This is a genomic window from Armatimonadota bacterium (genome assembly GCA_018268395.1).
Taxonomy (GTDB): domain Bacteria; phylum Armatimonadota; class Fimbriimonadia; order Fimbriimonadales; family Fimbriimonadaceae; genus JAEURO01.
In genome coordinates this window covers 1056313-1077270 of record JAFDWQ010000001.1, presented here as the reverse complement: position 1 = coordinate 1077270, position 20958 = coordinate 1056313, and the positions used below count along the sequence as shown (strand labels likewise).

Here is a 20958-nt window from a genome sequence, read left to right as displayed (position 1 = left end):
ATCCGAGGGTGTCCACGCCCCGCCCGACCCTGGTGGGGATGTCCACCTCGGAACTGGAAGCCTTGGCCGAAAGCCTTGGCGAAAGGCCCTTCCGCGGCCGCCAGTTGGCAAAGTGGATCTATGGGAAGGCGGCGCCCACATTCTCGACGATGGGCGACCTGCCCGCGCCGTTCCGGGCCCTCTTAGACGAATCGTACGACGTCGATGGACTCACCACGGTCTCCCACCGGCACTCGAGCGACGACGTCGACAAGCTCCTCGTCCATAACGGCGACGGCCAAGTGTACGAGTGCGTCCACCTTCCGTACGAAGACCGCGTTTCCTGTTGTCTGAGCAGCCAGGTCGGATGCCCGATGGGCTGTTCGTTCTGTGCGACCGGCCTCGGCGGATTCGACCGCAACCTCACGGCCGGAGAGATCGTGGGGCAGTACCTGATGCTTCAGAGGTTAAGTCCGCGAAGGATCAGCCATGTCGTCCTCATGGGGATGGGCGAACCGCTTCTCAATCTGCCGAACGTGCTCCGTGCATTGACGGTTCTTCACGAAGAAGTGGGTCTGAGCTATCGGCACATGACGGTCTCGACGGTCGGGATCGTGCCTCAGATCCTGGAACTGGCCAGACTCGCGCTACCGGTCCACCTGGCGCTGTCGCTCCATTCGCCGTTTGACGAAGTCCGCAGCCGGTTGATGCCCGTCAACCATAAGTGGCCCGTCGCCGAGGTCGTCGATGCCATGCGCCAGGTCCAGAGGGCCACGGGCCGAAAGGCCACCTTCGAGTACCTCTTGATCCAGGACGTCAACGACTCGCCCGAACAGGCCGAAGCGCTCGCACGTCTGGTCAAAGGGATGCCGAGCGTCGTCAACCTCATACCGTTCAATTGGGTCGATACCGGAAACGGGTTCGCCCGGCCGTCTAGGGAGAGGATCGCCGCGTTCCGAAAGGGGCTCGAATCGCGGGGCGTCAACGTGACCGAGCGGGTCGAAAGGGGCCACGACATCGCGGCGGCTTGTGGACAACTGGCCGGACAGCACACGGGCCGCTTCGCAAGGAGGGAGTCCTTATCTCACGTCCCGCTCTCCTCATGACCCTGATCCTGGCGACGTTCATGGTGTCGTGCGGAGCTCCGGCGGGGACGAAAGTGAGCAACCGTCCTGAAGGATCGAGCGAGCCTGACTCACAGGCGCCCCCGATCAAAGACGTGACGGCAAAAGGGACGGAGATCACGGTCAACGGAGCCGAACAGGGCACATCGTTCGTCGTGCTTTCGGAAACGTCCGACATCTCGTTCGAACGGGACGGCGTCGCGAGCGGGACGCTCGCGGGCGTGTCCGGAAACGTCGTCAGGGCCGGAAAGGTCGTCAGTCGGTTCAAAGGCTCGCACGGTTCCGTCGATCGGAAGAAGGGCGTCTTGACTTTGGACGGCCAGGTGAACGTCACGGACGAAGTCCGAGGCTTGACGTTGGCGGCCAAAGCGCTCGTTTACGATCAAGATTTGGGGCGGTTCGTGGCTAAAGGCGACGTCACGGTAACCTCGGCAGGCATGGTCTTGGGGCCATTGCCTGAAATCTGGGCGACGCCCGACCTGAAGAAGATCGCCACTCCGGCCAAATTCCAATGAAACGAACCATCGCCCTTGCCTTCGTCCTCGCCGCTGTGGGATCGGTCGCCCGACAACAAGGCCCGCAACTGTCGGACAAGCGCATGCGGTTCGCCATGTGGTTCGTGGAGTCGTCGACCACCTTCCCGGACAAAACGTCCATGACGTTCGAAGTCTCGGGCAACCCCGTCCGAGGGTTTTCCAAGGATCAGAACCTCGAGTTCTCGTGCCGGGACATGACCGGTCTGATCAACCGCGGCAAGGACGGCGACATGCACTTGAAGTCCGGGCACATGAAGGGGAACGTGGTCTTGACCGTGTCCGACAACGCCGGAACGTCCCGATTCGAGAGCGCCTCGGTCGACTTGGTCGACGACGGCAACACGGCCACGGTCAAAGTGCCGACGGCGATCCTGTTCACGAACACACGGAGCGGGGACTACGGAAAGCGGACGATGGTCATGCGGGGCTCAAAAGGTACGTTCGTCCTGCGCTCTCTTGCGGAAAAGAACGAGAACCCATTGATCTCGGCCGACGTTTCCGGCCCCGTGACGATCACGGTGGACGAAAGGGACGGCAAAGGCAAGATCGTCCTCTATACGCTCACCGGCAACACTCTCGACGCCCGGTCCGAAGGCGATAACAAGGTGCTCACTCTGACCGGGAACGTCCATCTGACGAGCGATAAGACGGAGCCGGACAAGATCGGGACGATCCTCGACTTCGACGTCGCACAAGCTTCGGTCACATTGGACAAAGACTTCGAAGTCGTCAAAGTCCGGACCAAAGGCTCCGGTTCCGGCAGCCTTCGGGACAAGGACGGCCAATGATCATCCGGGCGGAAGGGTTGGTGAAAGCCTATAAGGGCCGCCGGGTCGTCGACGGCGTCTCGTTCGCCATCGAGCAGGGCCAAGTCGTCGGGCTTCTCGGTCCGAACGGGGCCGGGAAGACGACCACGTTCTATATGATCACGGGCCTGGTCCGACCGAACCAAGGCGAAGTGAAGTTCGACGGGACGACGGTCACGTCATGGCCGATGTTCAAGCGGGCCCGCGCCGGAGTCGGCTATCTCGCCCAGGAGTCCAGCGTCTTCCGAAGGCTCAGCGTCGAGGACAACCTGAAGCTCGTCATGGAGATGCACGGTACACCTCGGAAAGCGGCGGAGGAGCGCGTCCGCCAACTCACGGAGGACCTGCACATGACGCACGTCGTGAAGAGTCAAGGCGGGGTCCTTTCAGGAGGCGAAAGGCGGAGGGTCGAAATCGCCCGGGCGCTGGCGACCGACCCGAAGTTCATCCTGCTCGACGAGCCGTTCACGGGCATCGATCCCGTCACGATCGAAGAGCTCCAAGTCATCATCCGCCGCCTCAGCAAGCAGGGCATCGGCATCTTGATCACGGACCACAACGTCGAGGCGACCCTTTCGATCACTGACTACAACCATATCCTCATCGACGGAAAGATCCAGGCCGAGGGAGACGAGAGGGCGATCCGTAACGACCCCCACGTCCGCAAATACTATCTTGGCGAAGGCGTCCGGGGTCAGAACGGGGTCGGCGAATGAAGCGGCTGGACCGCTTGATCCTCTCGGAAATGATCGGCCCGTGGGCTTTTGGAGTCGCCATCTTCACCGTCCTGATCATGGCGGGGTCGTTCTTGTTCGAACTGACCCGTTACATCACGGACGGCATCAACCCCTTGCTCGTCGGGCAATTGACGGCCTTGCTCATGCCGGGCATCATGGTGAAGACCTTCCCGATGGCCGTCTTGCTTTCCGGCCTTCTGTCCTTCGGTCGATTGAGCGGGGACAGCGAGATCGTCGCCTTGAAGGCGGCAGGGGTCAGCGTCGGAAGGATCATGTGGCCTGTCGCCGCCTTCGGACTGGCGGTCTCGTTCCTCACGTTCTGCACGAACGAGCAAGTCGTGCCTCTGACCACGCAAGAAGCCGTCGGGTTGAAAAAGCGGTTCGAAGCGGATTTGAAAGGCAAGACGGCACAAGAGATGTCGCAAGCGGTCTACAAGGACGGCAAGCTCGTCGCGTCGTTCTGGGCCGCAGACTTTGATTTCTCGAAGCGGACGTTGAGCCGCGTCATCGTGACCGTTTACGGATCCGACCAACTCCCGACGTACTACATTTTCGTAGAAGAGTTGGAGTACACGAGCGAAAAGCGGTGGGTCGTCCGTGGCGGCGGGAGCATGACGTCCGCGGACGCCAAGTCGCTGGTGAAGTTCGGGAGCGCTCAACCGACGGAAATGCCCGATCTCGATGCGACCCCGGAAGAGCTCCTGGCCAAGGCCCTTCGCGACCTCGACGCCCTCCCGATGAAGGAGATGGGCCGTCAGATCGAAAAGCTCCGAAAGAGCCCGGACATGACCGCAGGTCTGCGTTCACAGATCGCGAACCTTGAATTCGGATACTGGAACAAGATCGCCCTTCCGCTGGCTGCCTTGGTCTTCAGCCTGGTCGGCGCGCCGTTAGGGATCCGGTCGCACAGGGTCCCGGCCTCGGCGGGCTTCTGGCAGGCTGTCATCATCATCTTGGCCTACCTGGTTTTGGCGAACGTCATGTCGATATCCGCGCAAGGAGGGCGCGTCCCCGCGTTTGCGGCCAGCTTCCTGCCCATCGTGATCGGACTCACGTTGGCGGGCTATCTGGTCCATCGCCGCAACACGTGACATGAGCCCGACCGGCCTGTTCTTCATCGCGGTCGTCGTCGTCCTCAGCGGACTCCTCGCCTACTGGGGAGACCTGATCGGTCGGCACTTCGGCAAGAAACGGAAGACCATCGGTCGGCTCCGACCGCGGCACACTGCCGCGCTGTTCACGGCCCTGTTCGGCATGATCGCGTCCTTGGTCACGATCGGACTGCTGATCCTCTTTTCAACCCCCGTCCGGGTCATGATCCTCGAAGGCGACCGGATGAGGAGCCAGCTCGTCGCGCTGAACAAGAAGCTCGAAACCGCAGACGACTCGGTCCGCCAATCGGAAGTCGAACTCGAGAAGACTCGGAGCGAAGTCAAGGTCGAGCAAGGCCGGGTCAAAGCCGAACAAGCCAAGCTCCGCAAGTCGCAACTCAACATCGCCGAACTGAAAAAGGCCTCGACCGCCCTCACCGAGCAGGCCAAGCGCGTCCGCACCGACCTTTCGAACGTGCGACGGAGCCTGTCGTCCCTCAAACACGAGTTCGACCGCGTCCGTGCCGAGTACAGGAGCGTCGACGCCCGGCGAAGCTACGCCGTTAACGAACTGAACGAGATCAAGCGGGAGAACCTGCGGCTCGACCAGGAGGTCCTCCGCCAGAACACAGAACTAAAGCGGCTTGAAAAGGACCGGAACGAACTGAAGAAGGACCTCGAGACGTTGCAGTCCGACTTCAACACGTCAAAGTCGCAACTCGACCTCGTCCGGGGAGACTTGAAAGAAGTCCAAGGGAACTATGAACAAGCCAAGGCCGATCTCGAGCAAGCCCGCGCCGAGCTCCAATCGGTCAAGACCAGCGCGGAAGAACTCGTCCGCCGGACAGCCTTCATCCCACGGACGCAGCGCCTGATCTTCGACAGGGGCGACGAACTTGCCCGTATCCAAGTCGGCGGGCGCTTGACTTTGGCCGAAGCCCGAAACTACGTGATCGCGATACTCAAGGACGCCTCCGACACCGCGCTTCAGCGAGGCGCGGAGCCGACGACCCGGGGCGGCCCTGCGGCCGTGCTTGGCGACGTCATCGGGCCCGGTGGAAAACCCAGGACGGACAAGGAAAAGATCGACGATAAGACGGCGGAACTGGCGGGGAAGGACAGGAACCAAGTCATCTTGGCCAACTCCTGGTTCAATGCGTTCTTAGGCGAGCCCGTCTTGATCCAGTTGACGGTCAAGAACAATCCGATCGTCTATCGGTCCGGTCAAGTCGTCATCGAAACCCGGTTCGACGGTCAGAAGTCGGAAGAGCAGATCGTCAAGGCGTTGACCGAATTCTTGAACGCGAACATCGCGGCAAAAGCCGTCCGCGACGGCATGATCCCGGCCGTCGGCACGTCGCTCCCGTTGGGAACGTTCGAGTCCGACGCGACCCTGGCCCTCGTCCGGGAGATCAAAGCGGTCAACAGGGTCATCCGCGTCCAGTTCCTGGCCTCGCAAGAAACGCGAGCCGCCGACCGTCTCAAGCTAGAATTCCGGTTGCGATGACGGCTCTCGGAGAACGGACGGTGTTGGCGGTCGACCCGGGGAGCAGCAAGTGCGGCATGGCCGTGGTCCATCGGTCGGTCGCCGGAAGGCTCGATCTGCTGTGGCGTGCGGTCGTCCCCACAGGACAACTCAAGGACCGCGTCTTGGAAGCCGTCCGAGAGCACGCCTTTTCGATGGTGATCGTCGGCTCTGGGACGAGGTCGAAGGATATCGTCGCAGGAATCCGGGAGAGCCTGCCCAGCGTCGGGATCCTGGTCGTCGACGAACGGGACACGACCCTCAAGGCGAGGGAACGCTACTGGGAACACAACCCCCGTCGGGGTTGGAGAAAGCTGCTCCCGTCGACGCTACAGACGCCGCCGGAACCCGTCGACGACTTTGTCGCCCTGATCCTTGCGGAACGTGTCCTTTCGGACTAGTCGTCTTTCTTCGAATACGGCGCGAACAAGGCGCGCTCGACCTCGGCCGACCGTTTGCCGATCTTCCCTTGCCATCCTGAGACGACCGTTCCTTTCTCGATCACATAGACGTAGGGCGTTTCGGTCGGCCCTAACCGGACTTCCAACGTCCCGTCCTTGTCCCAATACTGCGACCACGGCGTCTTCTTGAACACGGGCTTCGATCCGACCCATACCTGTACGAAGGCCAGGCCCTTCTTCTTGGCCGCTGCCGCCAAGGTCGGCCAAGTCTCGGCATCGGGACTAGGTTCAAGGTCGTCCGAGGTGACCACGACCATCACCGGTGCGACCGCGCCGAGCCCACTCAAATCCTCTGGTGCCTCTTCGGGAAGGCGCAACCCTGTCGTCAGTTTGACACGTTGGCCCACGACCGCCGTGTCGTTCAAACGCGGCGTCGCCTCAGGTTCGTATCCGACCGGCAGTTCGATGCCGAAGACACTGTCGGGCAACGCTTCGTAAGCCGCCCCTTGGAACTCGCTCACGATCGTCAACGGTCCGCTCTGCTGCTGGAACGACATCACCTGACGCAAGATGTGGCCGGAGTCGTCGATCCATAGCTTCGTCCCGCTTCCGCCGGGCGGCCCGACGGAGATGACGTCCGCATCCACGTTGCCGACCTTTTCCCGGGCGAGCGTTTTCCAACCGGATTTCGGACCGAACGACTTCAAGCTGCCTTGCATCAAGACTTGCGGAAAGGCGACCTGGAGCATTTGCGGCGTGGTCGGAGGGGGCATCGCTTCCGGGTACCAAGGCCACCACTGATAGCTGCGCGAGCGATGGTCGATGTAGATCGAAGCCCGCGGACTCTGTCGATACTCCATGTCCACAGTCGGGCCTGTCAATCGCAATCGGACGAGGTCCGGTGACCGAAGCTGTAACCGTCCTGAAGCCTGTTCACCACCGATGGTCACGGTCATCAACGCCGAAACGCCGTGGGACGAGGCCAGGGCACGTTCGGCCCGGTCCCAGGGATCGGCCGTCTGCGAGACGAACAGCGAAACGGCCAATGCGATCAGGTTCAATTCGATCCTCTGTCGGCGATTATGACGCCCTCATCCCCGACGGATCCGGTTCTGCGGCTTGAGGTCGATCTCTCCCTTGGACTTGAGATAGTCGAGCAAGGCGTCAATGTCGAGAAGCCCGGTGTCGTACCGATACCCCTTGGCGTTCTTGACGACCTCGAGGCCGTCGCCTCCCTTGGCCACGAAGGAATTGAACGTGCAGCGATAGGTCTTCTCCAGTTCGACAGGACGGCCGGCGACGACCAGGTCCGACACTTTGCCGCTCCGGACCGTGAAGCTCGTTCCAGCGGAAACGAAGAGGACTCCCGACTCCAGTGCTTCCTTCAGTTCCTGGCCCGTCAAGTCGACGATGGTCAGCGTGTTGTTGAAGGGTTGGACGGAGATCGCGTCGCCGTACGTGATACGCCCCGCGTTCAGCGCCGACCGGATCCCACCCTCGTTCATGAGGGCCACGACCGACCCTTGCTTCACCGTGGCTTCTAACATCGCGTCCGTGATCATGTCGGCCATGACCCCTTGTGCGCCCGGGCCGCTTTTGGGGACGTCGGCCTTGGTCCGGCCCACGTCCTTGGTCATCAGTTCTTCAATGGGCTTCCTTAGGGCCGCGACCATCGAGCGGACCAATGGATCCTCAGGGACATCGGACGTCACGGCCGTCGGTTGGTCCTTCGACCACGCTTTCACCTTGCCACCGTCGTCGAAGGTCACCACGATGTGCCCGACGACCTTCCCCCATTCCCACGACTGGACGACCAGGACCGTTGCGCCGTCGGCTCCTTTGACGACGGTGGGGTAAGGGCCGCCGCTCCGCAAGTCGCCTGGTAGCTTCGTGTCGCCCAGAAAGGTGTGCGTGTGCCCACCCACGACCATGTCGACGCCTCGCAACTTGGTCGCGACCTGCTTTTCAAGACCGTACCCACAATGACTGACGAGGACGATCTTGTCGATCCCTTGTGACGACAAGGCGTCGACCTCGGCTTGGACGCTTTCGACGAGCGGCTTGAGACGGACGTTATCGCCGATGTTCGAAATCTGGGGAAGCTCGGGCGTTACGGCGCCGACGATACCGACCTTGACCCCGCCGGCCTCTAAGACCGTCGACGCCTTGATGAGACCTTTCAGCGCGGGTTCGTTTTCAAGATCGAGGTTGGCCGCGAGGATCGGGAAGTCGACGGCGCGGGCGAAGTCCGCTAGGGCCGAGGGACCGAGATCGAATTCGTGGTTGCCCACCGCCATCGCCTGATACCCGACCGCGTTCATGAACGCGGCGTCGGCCATTCCTTTGTAAACGTTGAAATAGAGCGTCCCTTGGAACGTGTCGCCGCCGTTGAGGACGAGCGGGTTCACTGCGGACGCCTTCAGGCGCTTGATGACGGTGGCTTGCCGGGCATACCCTCCCAGATCCTGTCCCTTCACCTTCACAGGTTCGACATGTGCGTGAAGGTCGTTGGTATGGATGAAGGTGACGGTCGTGTCGGCCCAAGCCACGGCGGATACGGCGACCAGTCCCGCCAATAAGAAGCGCCTCATGGCGAGGGGTTTACCCGAAGGCTACAAGGCCGCTACCCACCCGACTTACGGACGACGAACTGGTCCCGTGCGCGGCCCGAGAGGCTTAACGTTCGGTTACCGTCGCGGACGCAGACGTCTTCCTGGAGTCGACCATCGGGGCCCTTACGGACAAAGTACGTGATTCCAGGACTTGGCAACACGTCGATACGTATAACTTCTTTCGACTGTTCCTTAATGAATCTCAGCTCTACAAGGTGAAGCGGGAGCGGTTCGACATGGTTCTTCAGGGCCTCTCGGATCCGGCCCTCGAAGACATCCCGCGGATCGGCGTCGCTCAATGTCGCCAGTTCTTCTTCGATTCCGGTTACGGTTCCATCGTCGCTGACTCCGATATAAAGCGAGCCCCCTTCTGTGTTCAGGAATGCGGCGATCGTCCGAAGGACGCCTGCCTGCAAGTCGCCGCTGCGCTGCCCCTTGGCCGGATTCCAGTCAAAAGCGGCCTTGAACTCGACCCTCGCCCCTTCGACCAGTGCGGAGACGCCCGACTTAGCTGCGACACCGACCCGGACCGTTCGTCGAAGGTCGAGGAGCGGGACCGGCTCAGGACCGCTCTGCGAAGCCAGACCGATCAGGGCGATCCGGAACCGGGCCGTTTGGACGTTCAAGACGTCGCTGTCCAATCCGCTCAAAGAACCGTCCAAACGTGCGACAAGGAGCCTGTCGTCTCCGTTCGAGGCAGACGCGATCCGGAGCGCAGCTTCGGCCAACCGGTCGCCGCGTCCACATTCGGGGTCGTGGACATGTTCCGAAGAGTCCCAACATTCGGATCCTGTCGCGAGCCCGGCGAGGGAAGCGGTCGCCAGCCGTGCCGCACCATCGCTGCGGATCCATTCGACGACCGGCTCCGGAATCATGGCAGGGGCCCCGCCCTCTGTCTGGTCGGACTCGAACGTGTCCGGGTCGAAAAGGCCTGTCCCAAGGTAGGGGACGTCCCCGATCTGTGACCGGACAAGCTGGCGCGCCCGGCGCGACGGCTGGCCTAACCCGGAGAAGAAGAGAAGGGACAGCCGTTGGTCGAAGCGGTAAGGCACGTCCGGCGCCTCGCACAGCGACGCCCAATACGGCCGGCCTGTCGGCTCGCGAAGCCAGCGCTGGGGTTCCAAGGCGATGATCAATCCGGCCCGTAGAAGGAAACGGTGGACAAACGCTGCGGCTTCGGTCGGGTCGACCTTCGCCCGGCCAAGAGTCCGGACCCGTTCCGCCGAGTCCTCAGCGACCCGGCGCGCCTCGTCCCACCACTCAGCCGTGCTCAAGATTGCTCCGAGAGGAGCCTTCCAATGCGGGTGACGACCTCTTCCACGCCGGTTTTCAGCTCACATTCCCAGACCGTGAGGACACGAAAGCCCTCGGCTTCGAGGGACGAGACCTGCTCAAGGAACCGACTTTGGTTCCTCTCGATCTTCGCCGTCCAAAACGTCCGGTTCGAACGCGGGATACTGGCCTTGGCGCAACCGTGCCCGTGCCAGAAACACCCGTGTACGAAGACCGCGACCTTCGCCCTTCCGTACACGACGTCCGGTGTCCCTGGCCACTTCCGTACGTTCTTACGATAGCCACGGAGGCCCGCCGCCCACAAGGCCCTACGAAGAGCCAGTTCGGGCTTGGTGTCCTTGCCCCGGTTCGACTGCATGGACCGCCTCGTACTTTCGGCCACGACCAACGTCTCCCTCAGCTTGTTCAGCCCATAGAGCTTCACGGTTTCGGACACGGTTGGATTCTACATGGCAGCCGAACGCCAGGGACAAGAAAAAAAGGGGCGGCCGATAGCAGGGCCGCCCAACGATCTGACTTTTCCTGGACGACTCGCGTCCTCCTCTCCATCCGGCCCGTGAAGGCCGTCCGCCGGATCGCCTCGGTGCCCCGAAGGGCGGGCCAAGATTTCCGGCCGTGTGTTAGACCAAATTTTTCCATAAACTCGCCTGATGAGAGTGGTGTACAATCGCCTTCAGTGATCCATATTACGCATTTGAACTGTTTTCAGGCTCAAAAGATTCGACGTAAAAGACCTAATCGGGGACGATAGATGGCCCAATTCTTTCGAATCAGCCTGAAATCAGCCCCCGCTATCCTCGGAATTGGTAGTTATTCGACCGCAGAGACGGTGCTGTCTTGGCACCAGCCGGCCGACAAGTGGCAAATCGTCGCCACGACGTTCGGCGGACTGGTGACGTGTAACGGGTTCGAGGTCCCCTTCGAGCCGTCGACCGTCCTCGTGTTCCCGCCGCGGGCCCGGTGCCAGATCGTACGGTCAGGCCCCGAGCCGTACCAGCAACTGTACTGTTGGTTCCAACCGGACGACTCCAAAGAGGAGGAAGTCGCCGTGCCCCAATGCAAAGAGATCGGCGATCGGATGACGTGGCTGATCCAGGACTGGCTCCGGGTCATCGACCGCCTGCCGTTCAGCCGCGTCAGCCAGGTCTCGCTCGTGTGGCAAGTCCTTTGGAGCATCGCGGAGGGTCCCCAGAACGTCCGCCGAAGCGTCTATGTCGAACGGGTCGAGGGTCTGATCCACGAGCGGATCTCTCGGAGCATCCGTGTCGCCGACCTCGCCCGCGAAGTCCAGCTTTCTCAAAGCCAATTGAACCGGCTGTTCCGACAAGAGCACGGGACGACCGTCCAAGAGTACATCCGGCTCGAACGCGTCAATCTCGCTTGCCGACTCCTGACATCGACGACCGAACCGATCAAGTCCATCGCGGTGCGGTGTGGCGTGCCCGAACTCTCGAACTTCGGCAAGCTCATCAGGGACACGCTCGGGGCCTCTCCGCGCCAGATACGGGCCGAACGCAAACTCCCGAGCCTCTTCGTCGACTTGCAGCATTCGGAAGAGAAGCTTCAAAAACAGACCGGGCGGGTCTGATCCCGCCCGGCACACGCTATGAAGGTTCCTACGGACGTCCTCATCGCGCTCGTCTTTGAACGTGTTTCGGGGTCGAGGCCGAACTAAGAGACGGGAGGCGGCCCGGCAGGAGTTCGCGCTCCAGCCGGGCTTCGCCCGGATCCGGCACGAAGGACCCGACCGACCCCGTTACTTGACCAGGTAGCGGCGCCACCAGGCCGTGATCTCGTTCAACCGGTGGATCCGCAAGTCGGGCGGCCCTCCGCGGGACAAACCGTGCGACGTCGACACCGGAAACCGGACGTACCGCGTCTCGACTCCCAGGGACTTCAAGACGTAGAACACTTGTTCGCTCTGCTCGACATGGCAACGATAGTCGCCCTCCGAATGGATGATGAGCATCGGAGTCTTGACCGACGCGAAGTGGGAGATGGGCGACTGCTGCCAAAGTTTGCCGATCTTGTCCAGAGGGCCCCATGCTTGCCCGCCGAAATATCCGTCTTTGTTCAACGGGAAGTCCGAGTTACCCGCCATCGAGAGCCAGTTGAACACGCACCGGTCGGTAATGGCCGCCTTGAAGTCGTGCGTATGGGACACGGCCCAGTTCGTCATGTAGCCCCCATAAGATCCGCCCATGACTCCGAGCCGGGCCGGATCGGCCCAGGCCTGCTTCTTGATCCAGTCCTTGACCGCGGACACGTCGTCCCAGTCCTTGTTGCCCCAATCCCCCCGGATCGCGGCACAGAACTCCTCCCCGTACCCCTTCGAACCGCGAGGGTTGCTGAAGACCACGGTATAGCCCTCCGAGCATAAGACTTGAAACTCGTGGAAGAAACTCCATCCGTACTGGGCGTGCGGCCCGCCATGGATTTCAAGCACGACGGCGGACCGACCGGCCTTGTCCTTCTTCGCGCCCGTCGGCGCCATGACCCAAGCTTGAACCTTGACCCCGTTCGTCGAAGCGATCCGGACCGACTTCGGTTTGGAGAGTTCAAGCCCGTCCAGTACGGCCGCATTGAACGAGGTCAGCGGTTTGACCGTCCCCTTCGCGGTGTCCAACACCCCGACCTCCATCAGCTTGAGCGCATCGCCGAAGGTCACGGCCATGGTCGAAGCGTCCTTGGAGAGGTTGCAACCGATCACGACGTGTTCGCCCTTCGTTACCATCGTGATCCCGCCCTTCTTGACGTCGACGATCCCGACGTCGACCGATCCTTCCCAGCCGACACTGACGAAGATCCTCTTTCCATCAGGCGACCATTGGACCAGGCCGCTCCCCCCGCCGTCGGCGGTGTGCCCTAACATCGTGTCGCTAAGCGTCAGGACGTCAAGGCACACGTCGTCTCCGGCCGTCAGGCACCGGGCTTCGCCTCCCGCAAGAGGCAAGGTCCAGAGCCGCAAATTGTGGACTCCCCAGGGATCTTCTGGCCTGTCCGATCCGATGTAGGCGACCGTCTTGCCGTCGGGCGAAACTCTGGGCGAGCCCTTTTGCCCCTTGGTGTTGCAGGATACGGCTTTCGCCCGACCCTTAAGGGGCACGATGAACAGTTGGTCGTTGGGCTTGTCTAGCAGCGGGTCTTTCGCCGCCGAGTGGGCGACGACAAGACCGGACGAGTCGGGAAGCCAATCGAAGGAATAGAACCCGAGCGGATCTTTGGCATAGAGCTCGCGGTACTCGCCAGTCTCCGTGTCGCAGACGTACAGTTTGAACCGCTGACCGCCGAAATAACCGTCGCCGTCCATCTTATAGAACAGCGTGTCGATCTCCCAGGGTGGGTCGCTCTGGCCCTTCTCGGTCCGCTCCTTCTTGGCCGCCTCCGTCCTGGCAGGATGCGACTCTCGGAACAGGAAGGCGATCGAACGACCGTCCGGCGACCACATCAACGCGCCGATCGAACCCTCGGGCAGCGTCGTCAGCTTGCGTGCCTCGCCGCCTGCGGTCGAGAGGACGTAGATCTGTGCGCCGGGTTTGTCCCGGCCCCCGATAAAGGCGATCCTCGATCCGTCTGAAGACCAGCGTCCGGCTCCCGCTCCGCCCGTACCCTGCGTCCACTGACGGACCTCCCTCGTGCGTACGTCCACAGAGAAGAGGTTGGTGACGTAGGCGTTTTTGTCGTCGATGTGACGCTTCGAGAACAAAACCGCTGACCCGTCAGGCGACAACTGGCTGTCGCCGACGAACTGGAACGTCAACAGATCGGCGGCGGTGACGAGGCGTTTCGGCATGCGGCGAGGTTACTGCCCGCCGGAACAAGCGAGGGGGCCCGGTTCAGAACCCGGACATGACCGGGTCGAGGACGAGTTTCGGATCGGTCTTCGTCTTGTCGCACCAGCTGTCCGTCAGGACACTCTTGTACTTCTCGGCGAACGCCTTGGAAAAGCCGCCCTTCTTCGCGGAGGCTTCTTGGCCCATGGTGATCGTGAACTCGACCGTGGCCGAATCGAAGGCGTCTTGGGACACCGGCACCGGGACGAGGAGCGTGAACGGAAACGAGACCGGCACGATCGATCCACCTGGCACGGCGATCCACCTGTAAACCCGGCTCACGGCGGCACGGCGCACTGGCGCCGTGGGCTTCGGCTGCATGTCTGGAGCCAAAACGACTCCTGCAGCGATCATTGCCAAATTCATGTCCGTCCTCCTGAAGTTCCAGTATTGGCCCAAATTCACAAAGAAGTGAGTCTTTAGACCGTTCGCTATTTTGACGTGTCTCCCGGACTTCGGGTTACGCCCAACCGAAAAGACGGTCGTCTGCCAGAATTCGTTCGATGGTCAAAGTCCGCGTGTTCGTCACCCTGAAACCGTCGCTGCTCGACTCAGCCGGTCGGACGGTCGCGGGCTCGCTGAAGAAACTCGGCTATTCAGAGGTCCAGGACGCCCGGATCGGCAAGATCGTCGAACTGGTCGTCGACGAACCTCGGGAAGAGCGCATCAAAGAAATGTGCGAGCGCCTCCTGACGAACCCCGTGATCGAGGACTTCCGATTTGAGGTCGTCGCTTGAAGGTCGCGGTCGTCCGGTTTCCAGGAAGCAATTGCGACCAAGACGCTTTGTGGTCGCTCCGCAATGATGTCGGTGTCCCGGCGGAGTACGTCTGGCACGAAGCGACCAGCCTCGACGGTTTCGGAGCCGTGTTCCTCCCTGGGGGGTTTTCCTATGGCGACTACCTACGGTGCGGCGCGATGGCGGCCCGGGCGCCCATCATGGCCGAGGTCGCAAGGTTCGCTCGTGAGGGCCGGCCCGTCATCGGGGTCTGTAACGGTTTCCAAGTCCTTTGTGAGGCCGGTTTGCTCGAAGGCGCCCTCCTTCAAAACGCGAGCGAGAAGTTCGTCCACGCCGACGTCCACCTGCTGCCCGTCAACCGGGTCAGCTTCTGGACGCAAGGAGTGACCGGTATCGTCCGGTGTCCCGTGGCCCACGGGGAGGGCCGTTACGTGTGCGACCACGACACGCTCGAACGGCTACAAGACGAGGACAGGATCGCGTTCCGTTATGTCGGCCCTGACGGGCAGGCGTCGGCTTCGGCCAATCCTAACGGGTCGACCGACGACATCGCCGGCGTCTTGAACGCGACGGGGAACGTCCTCGGCCTCATGCCTCACCCGGAACGCGCGACACGCCCTCTTCTCGGGTCGTCCGACGGGCTCAAGGTCTTGGGCGCGCTTCAGGCGGCGGTCGGCGTCGGAGCCTGACGGACGGTATCCTGCCGACGAGTGGTGGACCAGGCTTCGTTGCGCATCGCCTACGTCGGGCTCAACTCGGGGACCAGCCTCCATCGGGCCAACGCGTTGAGGCGCATCGGCCACACCGTCGACGTGTTCGACCCCTCCGCACACTTGCCGCGCAAGGGCTATCTCTGGAAATTCCATTACGAGACCGGTGGCATGTTCATCGGAAAGGAGATCGGGGCGAAGACATGGGAAGCCATGGCCCCGCACGACTTCGACGTGGTCTGGGTCGACCATGGACGGTTCATTGGGCCGGAGTTCGTCCGGGAGTGCCGTTCAGCCGGGCTGAAAACGGTCGTGCTCAACATCGACGACCCCTTCGGAACGAGGGACCGATATTCTTGGAAGCTGTTCCGGAAAACGATCCCCGAATACGATCTGGTCGTCGTTTTCCGCGAGCTGAACGTTCCCGAGGCCAAGGCACTGGGAGCGAAAGAAGTCATGCGCATCATGATGTGCGCGGACGAGGTCGCCCATGCCCCGCGGCAAATCACGGCCGTCAACGTCCGTAAATACTCCAGCGACGTCCTCTTCGTAGGCACGTGGATGCCCGGTCGGGACGAGTTCCTTCTCCGACTGGTGGAACACGGCGTCCCACTGTCCATCGTCGGCGACCGGTGGCAAATGGCCAAGGAGTGGAACTCGCTCGTTCCGTATTGGAGGTCGCCCGGCGTCTACAACGACGACGAGTACGCCACCTGGATCCAGTGCTCGAAGATCTGCATCGGCCTGCTCAGTGAAGGGAACCGCGACATGCATACGACCCGCAGCACGGAGATCCCCATGATCGGATCGCTCCTTTGCGCCGAACGGACACCAGAGCACGGTGCGATGTACGTCGAGGGAGAAGAGGCCGTCTTCTGGTCGGACGCCGACGAGTGCGCCCGTCAGTGCGTCGCCCTGCTCGCCGACGAACCTCGAAGGCTCGCGATCACCGAGGCGGGGCAAGAACGGGTGTTCAAGAACGGATTCTTGAACGAACGGGTCATGGGTGCGGTCTTGGACCGCTTAGCCGGGAATCCCGTCGAAGACGTCAGAACCTCTTGGACCAACTTAAAGTGACCTTATAAGGCACGTTCTGGTCGAACCCGAGACCGATCCTGAACCGACTGAGGAGGTCGTCCCGTACGGGAAGCCGGTATTCGAGTTTCACTTCATATCGCGGCGGACCGAACTGCGTTCCTTGGAGCTGCTTCGTGACGTGAAGCGTCAACCCTTTGGCCAAGGTCTTCCCGGCGCTGAGCACGAACTGGTCGAACGGGTTATAGTCCACCAGGAAGTAGTCAAGGTCCAGTCCTTGCGCGATCCCTTGCGTGAGGTTCTGCGAGATGCTCGGCACAGCGACGGAATACAGGGCCTCACGGAGCTTGTCCGAATCTCCGGACCCGCCCAGCACGCCTTGGGCGAGCCCCTGGATCAGGTCGCGCTGACCGATCAAGGCCAGGATCTCCTCTTGGGAAAGTCCGGGCGGATCGCTGGCAGCCGTGAACCGTAGGTTGTTCTCGTCCAGCGCGTTGCCTTGGATCTCAAGGTTGACGACGTACGGTTCGTACTGGCCGTTGGCCAGGCGGGACACGACGGTCGTCCGTCCTTCCAGGTCCAAATCGATCCTCGTCAGGGCTTCGCCTCCGCCCAATGAGCCGTAGTTGACAAGGATCTTGCCCCCCGGCTCCAACGAAATCCTCGAGCTCGGCAGGCGGAAACTGCCCTTCTCAAGGGTCAGCGGCATATTGACCTGAAGTTCGGACATCGAGCCGTTGATCTTGCCGATACCGACGACTTGCAACGTGCCGATTCCGGTTTCGATCTTCGTCCCTGACTTGGCTCTCACCGTGAGATCGTCGAACCGTGGATCGACCGGAAACTCCGCAGGCCCTCCCTGGGAGAACTCTTGCGGCAGGTACAGCACGAGTTTTTCGAAGTCCAGGTCGCCGGAAATCCGAGGCGAACGGACCGGGCCCCCCATCGCCAAAGCCCCATTGAGGACCGTGGACGTCGCCGTCGTCGCTCCCGGGAGTTTCTGACGCCAAACCACGTTGTCGAACTTGGCCGTCCCTCGGACGCTGCTCTCGTCGAGCAGGGCGTCGGTACTGAACCGACCGCTAAAGATGTCGGCCAGGTTCGCCCTGACGTTCGCCGTGACCGCTCCACCCAGTCCGCTCTTCGCGCTCAGGTCCAGATCGGCGATGCGGTCCTTTTGACTAAACGTCACATGGACGTCGTTCAGCATCGCTTCGGAGCTCTTCACATAGAGCTTTTCGGCGTCAGCCTTTCCAAAGGCGGACACGTGCAACTTGTCCCAGAAGCCATCGATCTGGGCCGAGAGTTCGACTTGGCCCGAGGACTTGTCAACGTCAATGTCGGCCAAGTAGTCCCTGAACTCCGAGATCGGCAGGGGGCCGAACGCAAGACGCGCCGATAACGGTTCTCGGATGCTGCGCCCGTCGTCGGGTTCAAGGGCCGAGTAAGGCAGGACGCCCGAGACAGCACCGGTGAAACCGAGATACGTCGCTTGCCCGTTCAAGGTCAGCCGGCGGTTGCCGAACGAGACGTCGTCCAGCAAGACTTGGACCGGTTCCGAAGCCTTTGAACCCTCGCCGCCCTCGACGACCGCCTTTGTCACGAGCAAGGTCGCCCGCCCCGTCGGATCGTCTTTCGTCCCCGCGAACACGGCCGTCGCCGATGCTTCGCCGGTCAAAGGAGGCGAGTCCGGGAGGACGGCCCGGATCCATCCGAGGTCGAACTTCGTCAGCGTCGCGTTACCGCTGATCGGTCCCGCTTCGTCGAACTCGCCCGAAGCGGTAAGGCTCGACTCACCGGCTTTCCATGTGAGCATCGGCACCGCCCATTTGGATCCGGTCCGGGAGACTTTCGCCTTCAGTTCGCCCGCGTCCCGACCGCCGACGATCAACCCGTTCAGCGTGAACTCGCTGTCGCTCAAAGTCCACGTGTCCGGATCACCCTTGACCGAGGCCGTTCCTGAGAACGATCCGTCCACGTCTTGAAGCCACTCCGGCATGGCCGCTGAGCCTTGGTCCCAGTACGGCTTAGAGGCCGAGAAGAGGTCCTGTAAGCGAAGGTTGTAGGCGGTGGCCTCGGCGGAAAACCTCTGAGACTCGGGTTCGTAGGAGAACTGGCGCAGACTGACAAAGCGGTCGACGGAGCCGATCTCGCCTGTCAACGTCACGATGTCGGGACGGCCGTCGACCGTGATCTGGCCAGATCCGAACGGCGTGCCATTGACCGCTACCTGTGAGGCGTCGACCGATCCCGTGGCCGTCCAGTCCTTGCCCGTCCAAAATCCCTTGACGGTTCCGGACAATCGCCCGTCCAACGAGGGCGCGCCGCTTGGCGTTCCGATCACACCGAGATCCAGGGCCGTGAACGAGAGTTCGGCGGTCCCTTTCTCGGATTCAGGACGGAACGAGGCGGTCCCGGAAACCGAGCCTCCCGCGACCGTGCCCTTCACGTCTTCGATCTTGGCTTCCCCGTTCCGGTACGTGGTCCTTGCCGTCAGACCTTCACCGATGACGCCGTAAGCAGAGAAGCGCGGCAATCCGATCCGGGCTTGGACCGTCGGATCGTCGTACGTTCCGCCGAACACGCCTTCCGTGACGTCGACTTGACCGAGTACGTCGTTGTCCAAAAACTCCGATAGCGAGATGTCAGAAGCCTGGAAACTTCCTTTGATCTTCTTCGTGGCCCAAGCGACCTCTCCCTCGGCCAGCACGTTGCCCGTTCCCGACAGGGCCCGAAGACCCGCCACCCTCAGGGTGTCACGGTCGGCCTGAACATCGACGACGACCTGAGCGACGGTCAGATCCTTCATGCCGACGCCGTACCCTTCGACCCGCCCGTAGACCACGGGCTTTTGAAACGTGCCCTGCAAACCTCCCCGTGCGAACAGTGTCCCGTGGGCGTCGGGCGACAATGTTCGGAGCGGAAGGCCCCCCGCGACAAAGTCGCCCGTCACCGATTGGGACTTCAGGTCGGCCTTACCGTCGAAACTCAGGAAGCCGCTCTGCCCGCTCACGGTCAAACGCTGGGCCTGCAGTGTCGTCCCATTGAACTGGACCCTGGCTTCGAACGCGCCGACGTCCCATGGTTCTGAGCCGCGCGGTGCGTAGCGGGCCGACCCATGGGCCTCGAGGGCCACGACCGGTTTGTCGACCTTTCCTGCGAACAGCGCTTTGGCGCGCCCCGAACCTGTGACGCCCTCCACCCCCAGCTCCTTTTTGAACGCGGTCAAGGGGACGGTGCCCAAATCGGCACCTCCGATCAGGGCTCCGGTCTTCAAGTCGGTCTTGAAGACACCCGTCACCGCCCCGCCCCGCCACCTGCCTTTCTCGACGGCCACGCTCAAGGAACCGTCGGACAAGACGAACCGAGCCTGCGCGCCTTCGATGCGCTCGTTCCGTACGCCAGCCGAAGCGAGGGTCAAGCGACCGTCCGCGGAGACTTTCTCGCCCCGCAGATCGATTCGTCCGCGCGCCGTTCCGTTCCTCCACTGGGCGCCCTGTGGCAAGGGCGGAACGATCGGCCAGAGCTTGTTGCCCGGCAACCGTGCTTCGAAATTGCCCACGACGATCGGTTCGCTGCCGGCTCCTGCGACTCCGTCGAATCGGACCGTACGACCGGCGTCGCGAAGCTGTCCGACGATACGGGCCCGGCTCAGGGAACCGCTCACCGAAGCCGTCAATGCGCCGCCGATCGCGTTCCCAAGATCGATCCGCTCGGTGCTCACCCGCAGATCGCCACGGACGTCGGGCACCTTCTCGGGGCGAAGGGCGATCTCGGCGGAACCTTGGACCATGAAGCGTTTCGTCCGGACAGGACCGAAACGACCGAGGTCTTTGGGATCGAAAAAGCGTTCGAGGACAGGCACGAGTCGCGCCGCATCGCCCTCGATGCGTTCGACCCGCATCCAAAACCGCCCGTCCGGATCGACTTGGGCGCGGGCCGGAGTCGGGAGAAAGCCGGGGACCGACAGTCTGGCGTCCGCCCAGAAGTCTCCAGAGTCTTGGTTCACGGTAACGTCCTCCATCCGGACGTCGGACTCGATGGTCGGAGTCTTGCTCGAGTCCACGTAGCGGACCAGGAGGCGGTACGCCTTGATCTGGAACGCCGGAGGGTGCTGTCCCTTCGGACCGACCGGGATCGCCCGAACGACGTCAAAGGAACCGTCCTGACTGCGTTCCACCGTCATGCCCGCCCGGTCGACCTGCGCGACGATGAGCCCGTCGTCGTATTTCGCCGCGACAAGACCCGCTTCGAACAGCCGATGGCCTTTCGGGCCCGTCAAGCGGGCGTCATGGAAGGTCGCCGATAGCGACCGCGGATCCCACTCGAACCGGCTGACGTCGACGGCGTGCGTCCCGCCCTCGGCCTTGTAGGTCATGGAGATCGGGACGCCAGGAGCGAGGAGGACCTTCCAGGTTCGGGCGATGGTGTCTGCGCCCCATAAGGCGACGACGACCGTCGTCGACCAAACGGCCGACGAGACCAAAGAAGACCCGGCAGAACGGACGACGCCCACGCGCTTTCACTAGGATAGACGCA

The 20958-nt window shown here is 62.2% G+C and carries 18 protein-coding genes; 11 read left to right on the top strand and 7 right to left on the bottom strand.

Features of this window, described 5'->3' with window-relative positions; all coding sequences use genetic code 11:
* Window positions 1-38 precede the first annotated feature (38 nt).
* From rlmN to JST30_04910, 7 genes are read left to right on the top strand one after another with little or no spacing between them, the layout of a single operon-like run.
* Complete coding sequence (rlmN, locus tag JST30_04940) at window positions 39-1085, top strand: 23S rRNA (adenine(2503)-C(2))-methyltransferase RlmN (GenBank protein ID MBS1713665.1); 1047 nt, start codon at window positions 39-41, stop codon at window positions 1083-1085.
* The gene (locus JST30_04935) at window positions 1082-1618 is read left to right on the top strand and encodes a hypothetical protein (GenBank protein ID MBS1713664.1); all 537 of its coding nucleotides are present in this window, start codon (window positions 1082-1084) and stop codon (window positions 1616-1618) included. The genes rlmN and JST30_04935 overlap by 4 nt, the downstream gene beginning before the upstream one ends.
* The gene (locus tag JST30_04930) at window positions 1615-2427 is read left to right on the top strand and encodes a hypothetical protein (GenBank protein MBS1713663.1); all 813 of its coding nucleotides are present in this window, start codon (window positions 1615-1617) and stop codon (window positions 2425-2427) included. Before JST30_04935 ends, JST30_04930 begins: the two co-directional genes overlap by 4 nt.
* Window positions 2424-3161: an LPS export ABC transporter ATP-binding protein gene (lptB, locus tag JST30_04925; GenBank protein MBS1713662.1), complete on the top strand. Its 738-nt coding sequence runs from the start codon at window positions 2424-2426 to the stop codon at window positions 3159-3161. Before JST30_04930 ends, lptB begins: the two co-directional genes overlap by 4 nt.
* The gene (locus tag JST30_04920; GenBank protein ID MBS1713661.1) at window positions 3158-4273 is read left to right on the top strand and encodes an LptF/LptG family permease; all 1116 of its coding nucleotides are present in this window, start codon (window positions 3158-3160) and stop codon (window positions 4271-4273) included. The genes lptB and JST30_04920 overlap by 4 nt, the downstream gene beginning before the upstream one ends.
* Before the next feature lies 1 nt (window position 4274).
* Window positions 4275-5780: a DUF3084 domain-containing protein gene (locus JST30_04915; protein ID MBS1713660.1), complete on the top strand. Its 1506-nt coding sequence runs from the start codon at window positions 4275-4277 to the stop codon at window positions 5778-5780.
* Entirely contained in the window at window positions 5777-6199 is a 423-nt protein-coding gene (locus tag JST30_04910; protein MBS1713659.1) for a pre-16S rRNA-processing nuclease YqgF, read from the top strand. Before JST30_04915 ends, JST30_04910 begins: the two co-directional genes overlap by 4 nt.
* On the opposite strand, the gene JST30_04905 is transcribed toward JST30_04910, so the two are convergent.
* Genes JST30_04905 through JST30_04890 form a run of 4 tightly spaced genes read right to left on the bottom strand, consistent with a single transcriptional unit; the run spans window position 6196 to window position 10462 of the window.
* Complete coding sequence (locus JST30_04905) at window positions 6196-7260, bottom strand: hypothetical protein (protein MBS1713658.1); 1065 nt, start codon at window positions 7258-7260, stop codon at window positions 6196-6198. The two genes, JST30_04910 and JST30_04905, sit on opposite strands and share 4 nt — an antisense overlap.
* A 30-nt stretch (window positions 7261-7290) precedes the next feature.
* Window positions 7291-8790: a 5'-nucleotidase C-terminal domain-containing protein gene (locus tag JST30_04900; GenBank protein ID MBS1713657.1), complete on the bottom strand. Its 1500-nt coding sequence runs from the start codon at window positions 8788-8790 to the stop codon at window positions 7291-7293.
* Window positions 8791-8822: 32 nt separating this feature from the next.
* A complete protein-coding gene (locus tag JST30_04895) occupies window positions 8823-10085 on the bottom strand; it encodes an ATP-binding protein (protein MBS1713656.1) in 1263 nt (420 codons plus the stop codon).
* The gene (locus JST30_04890) at window positions 10082-10462 is read right to left on the bottom strand and encodes a very short patch repair endonuclease (GenBank protein ID MBS1713655.1); all 381 of its coding nucleotides are present in this window, start codon (window positions 10460-10462) and stop codon (window positions 10082-10084) included. The genes JST30_04895 and JST30_04890 overlap by 4 nt, the downstream gene beginning before the upstream one ends.
* 393 nt (window positions 10463-10855) lie before the next feature.
* On the opposite strand from JST30_04890, the gene JST30_04885 reads away from it, so the two are divergent.
* Window positions 10856-11692: a helix-turn-helix transcriptional regulator gene (locus tag JST30_04885; protein MBS1713654.1), complete on the top strand. Its 837-nt coding sequence runs from the start codon at window positions 10856-10858 to the stop codon at window positions 11690-11692.
* A gap of 168 nt (window positions 11693-11860) precedes the next feature.
* On the opposite strand, the gene JST30_04880 is transcribed toward JST30_04885, so the two are convergent.
* Together JST30_04880 and JST30_04875 are read right to left on the bottom strand one after the other, a co-directional pair.
* Window positions 11861-13897 carry a S9 family peptidase gene (locus JST30_04880; GenBank protein ID MBS1713653.1) on the bottom strand — a complete coding sequence of 679 codons (2037 nt, stop codon included), beginning with the start codon at window positions 13895-13897 and terminating at the stop codon, window positions 11861-11863.
* 43 nt (window positions 13898-13940) lie between these two features.
* On the bottom strand, window positions 13941-14303 hold the full coding sequence (locus JST30_04875) for a hypothetical protein (protein ID MBS1713652.1): 363 nt from the start codon (window positions 14301-14303) through the stop codon (window positions 13941-13943).
* A 137-nt stretch (window positions 14304-14440) separates the two neighbouring features.
* On the opposite strand from JST30_04875, the gene purS reads away from it, so the two are divergent.
* The 3 genes from purS to JST30_04860 are packed head-to-tail and all read left to right on the top strand — an operon-like array spanning window position 14441 to window position 16461.
* The gene (gene purS / locus JST30_04870; protein ID MBS1713651.1) at window positions 14441-14674 is read left to right on the top strand and encodes a phosphoribosylformylglycinamidine synthase subunit PurS; all 234 of its coding nucleotides are present in this window, start codon (window positions 14441-14443) and stop codon (window positions 14672-14674) included.
* Window positions 14671-15363: a phosphoribosylformylglycinamidine synthase subunit PurQ gene (gene purQ, locus JST30_04865; GenBank protein MBS1713650.1), complete on the top strand. Its 693-nt coding sequence runs from the start codon at window positions 14671-14673 to the stop codon at window positions 15361-15363. Before purS ends, purQ begins: the two co-directional genes overlap by 4 nt.
* 24 nt (window positions 15364-15387) lie before the next feature.
* Window positions 15388-16461, top strand: a complete 1074-nt coding sequence (locus JST30_04860; protein ID MBS1713649.1) for a glycosyltransferase — start codon at window positions 15388-15390, stop codon at window positions 16459-16461.
* On the opposite strand, the gene JST30_04855 is transcribed toward JST30_04860, so the two are convergent.
* The gene (locus JST30_04855) at window positions 16433-20935 is read right to left on the bottom strand and encodes a hypothetical protein (GenBank protein ID MBS1713648.1); all 4503 of its coding nucleotides are present in this window, start codon (window positions 20933-20935) and stop codon (window positions 16433-16435) included. The two genes, JST30_04860 and JST30_04855, sit on opposite strands and share 29 nt — an antisense overlap.
* Window positions 20936-20958: the final 23 nt, after the last annotated feature.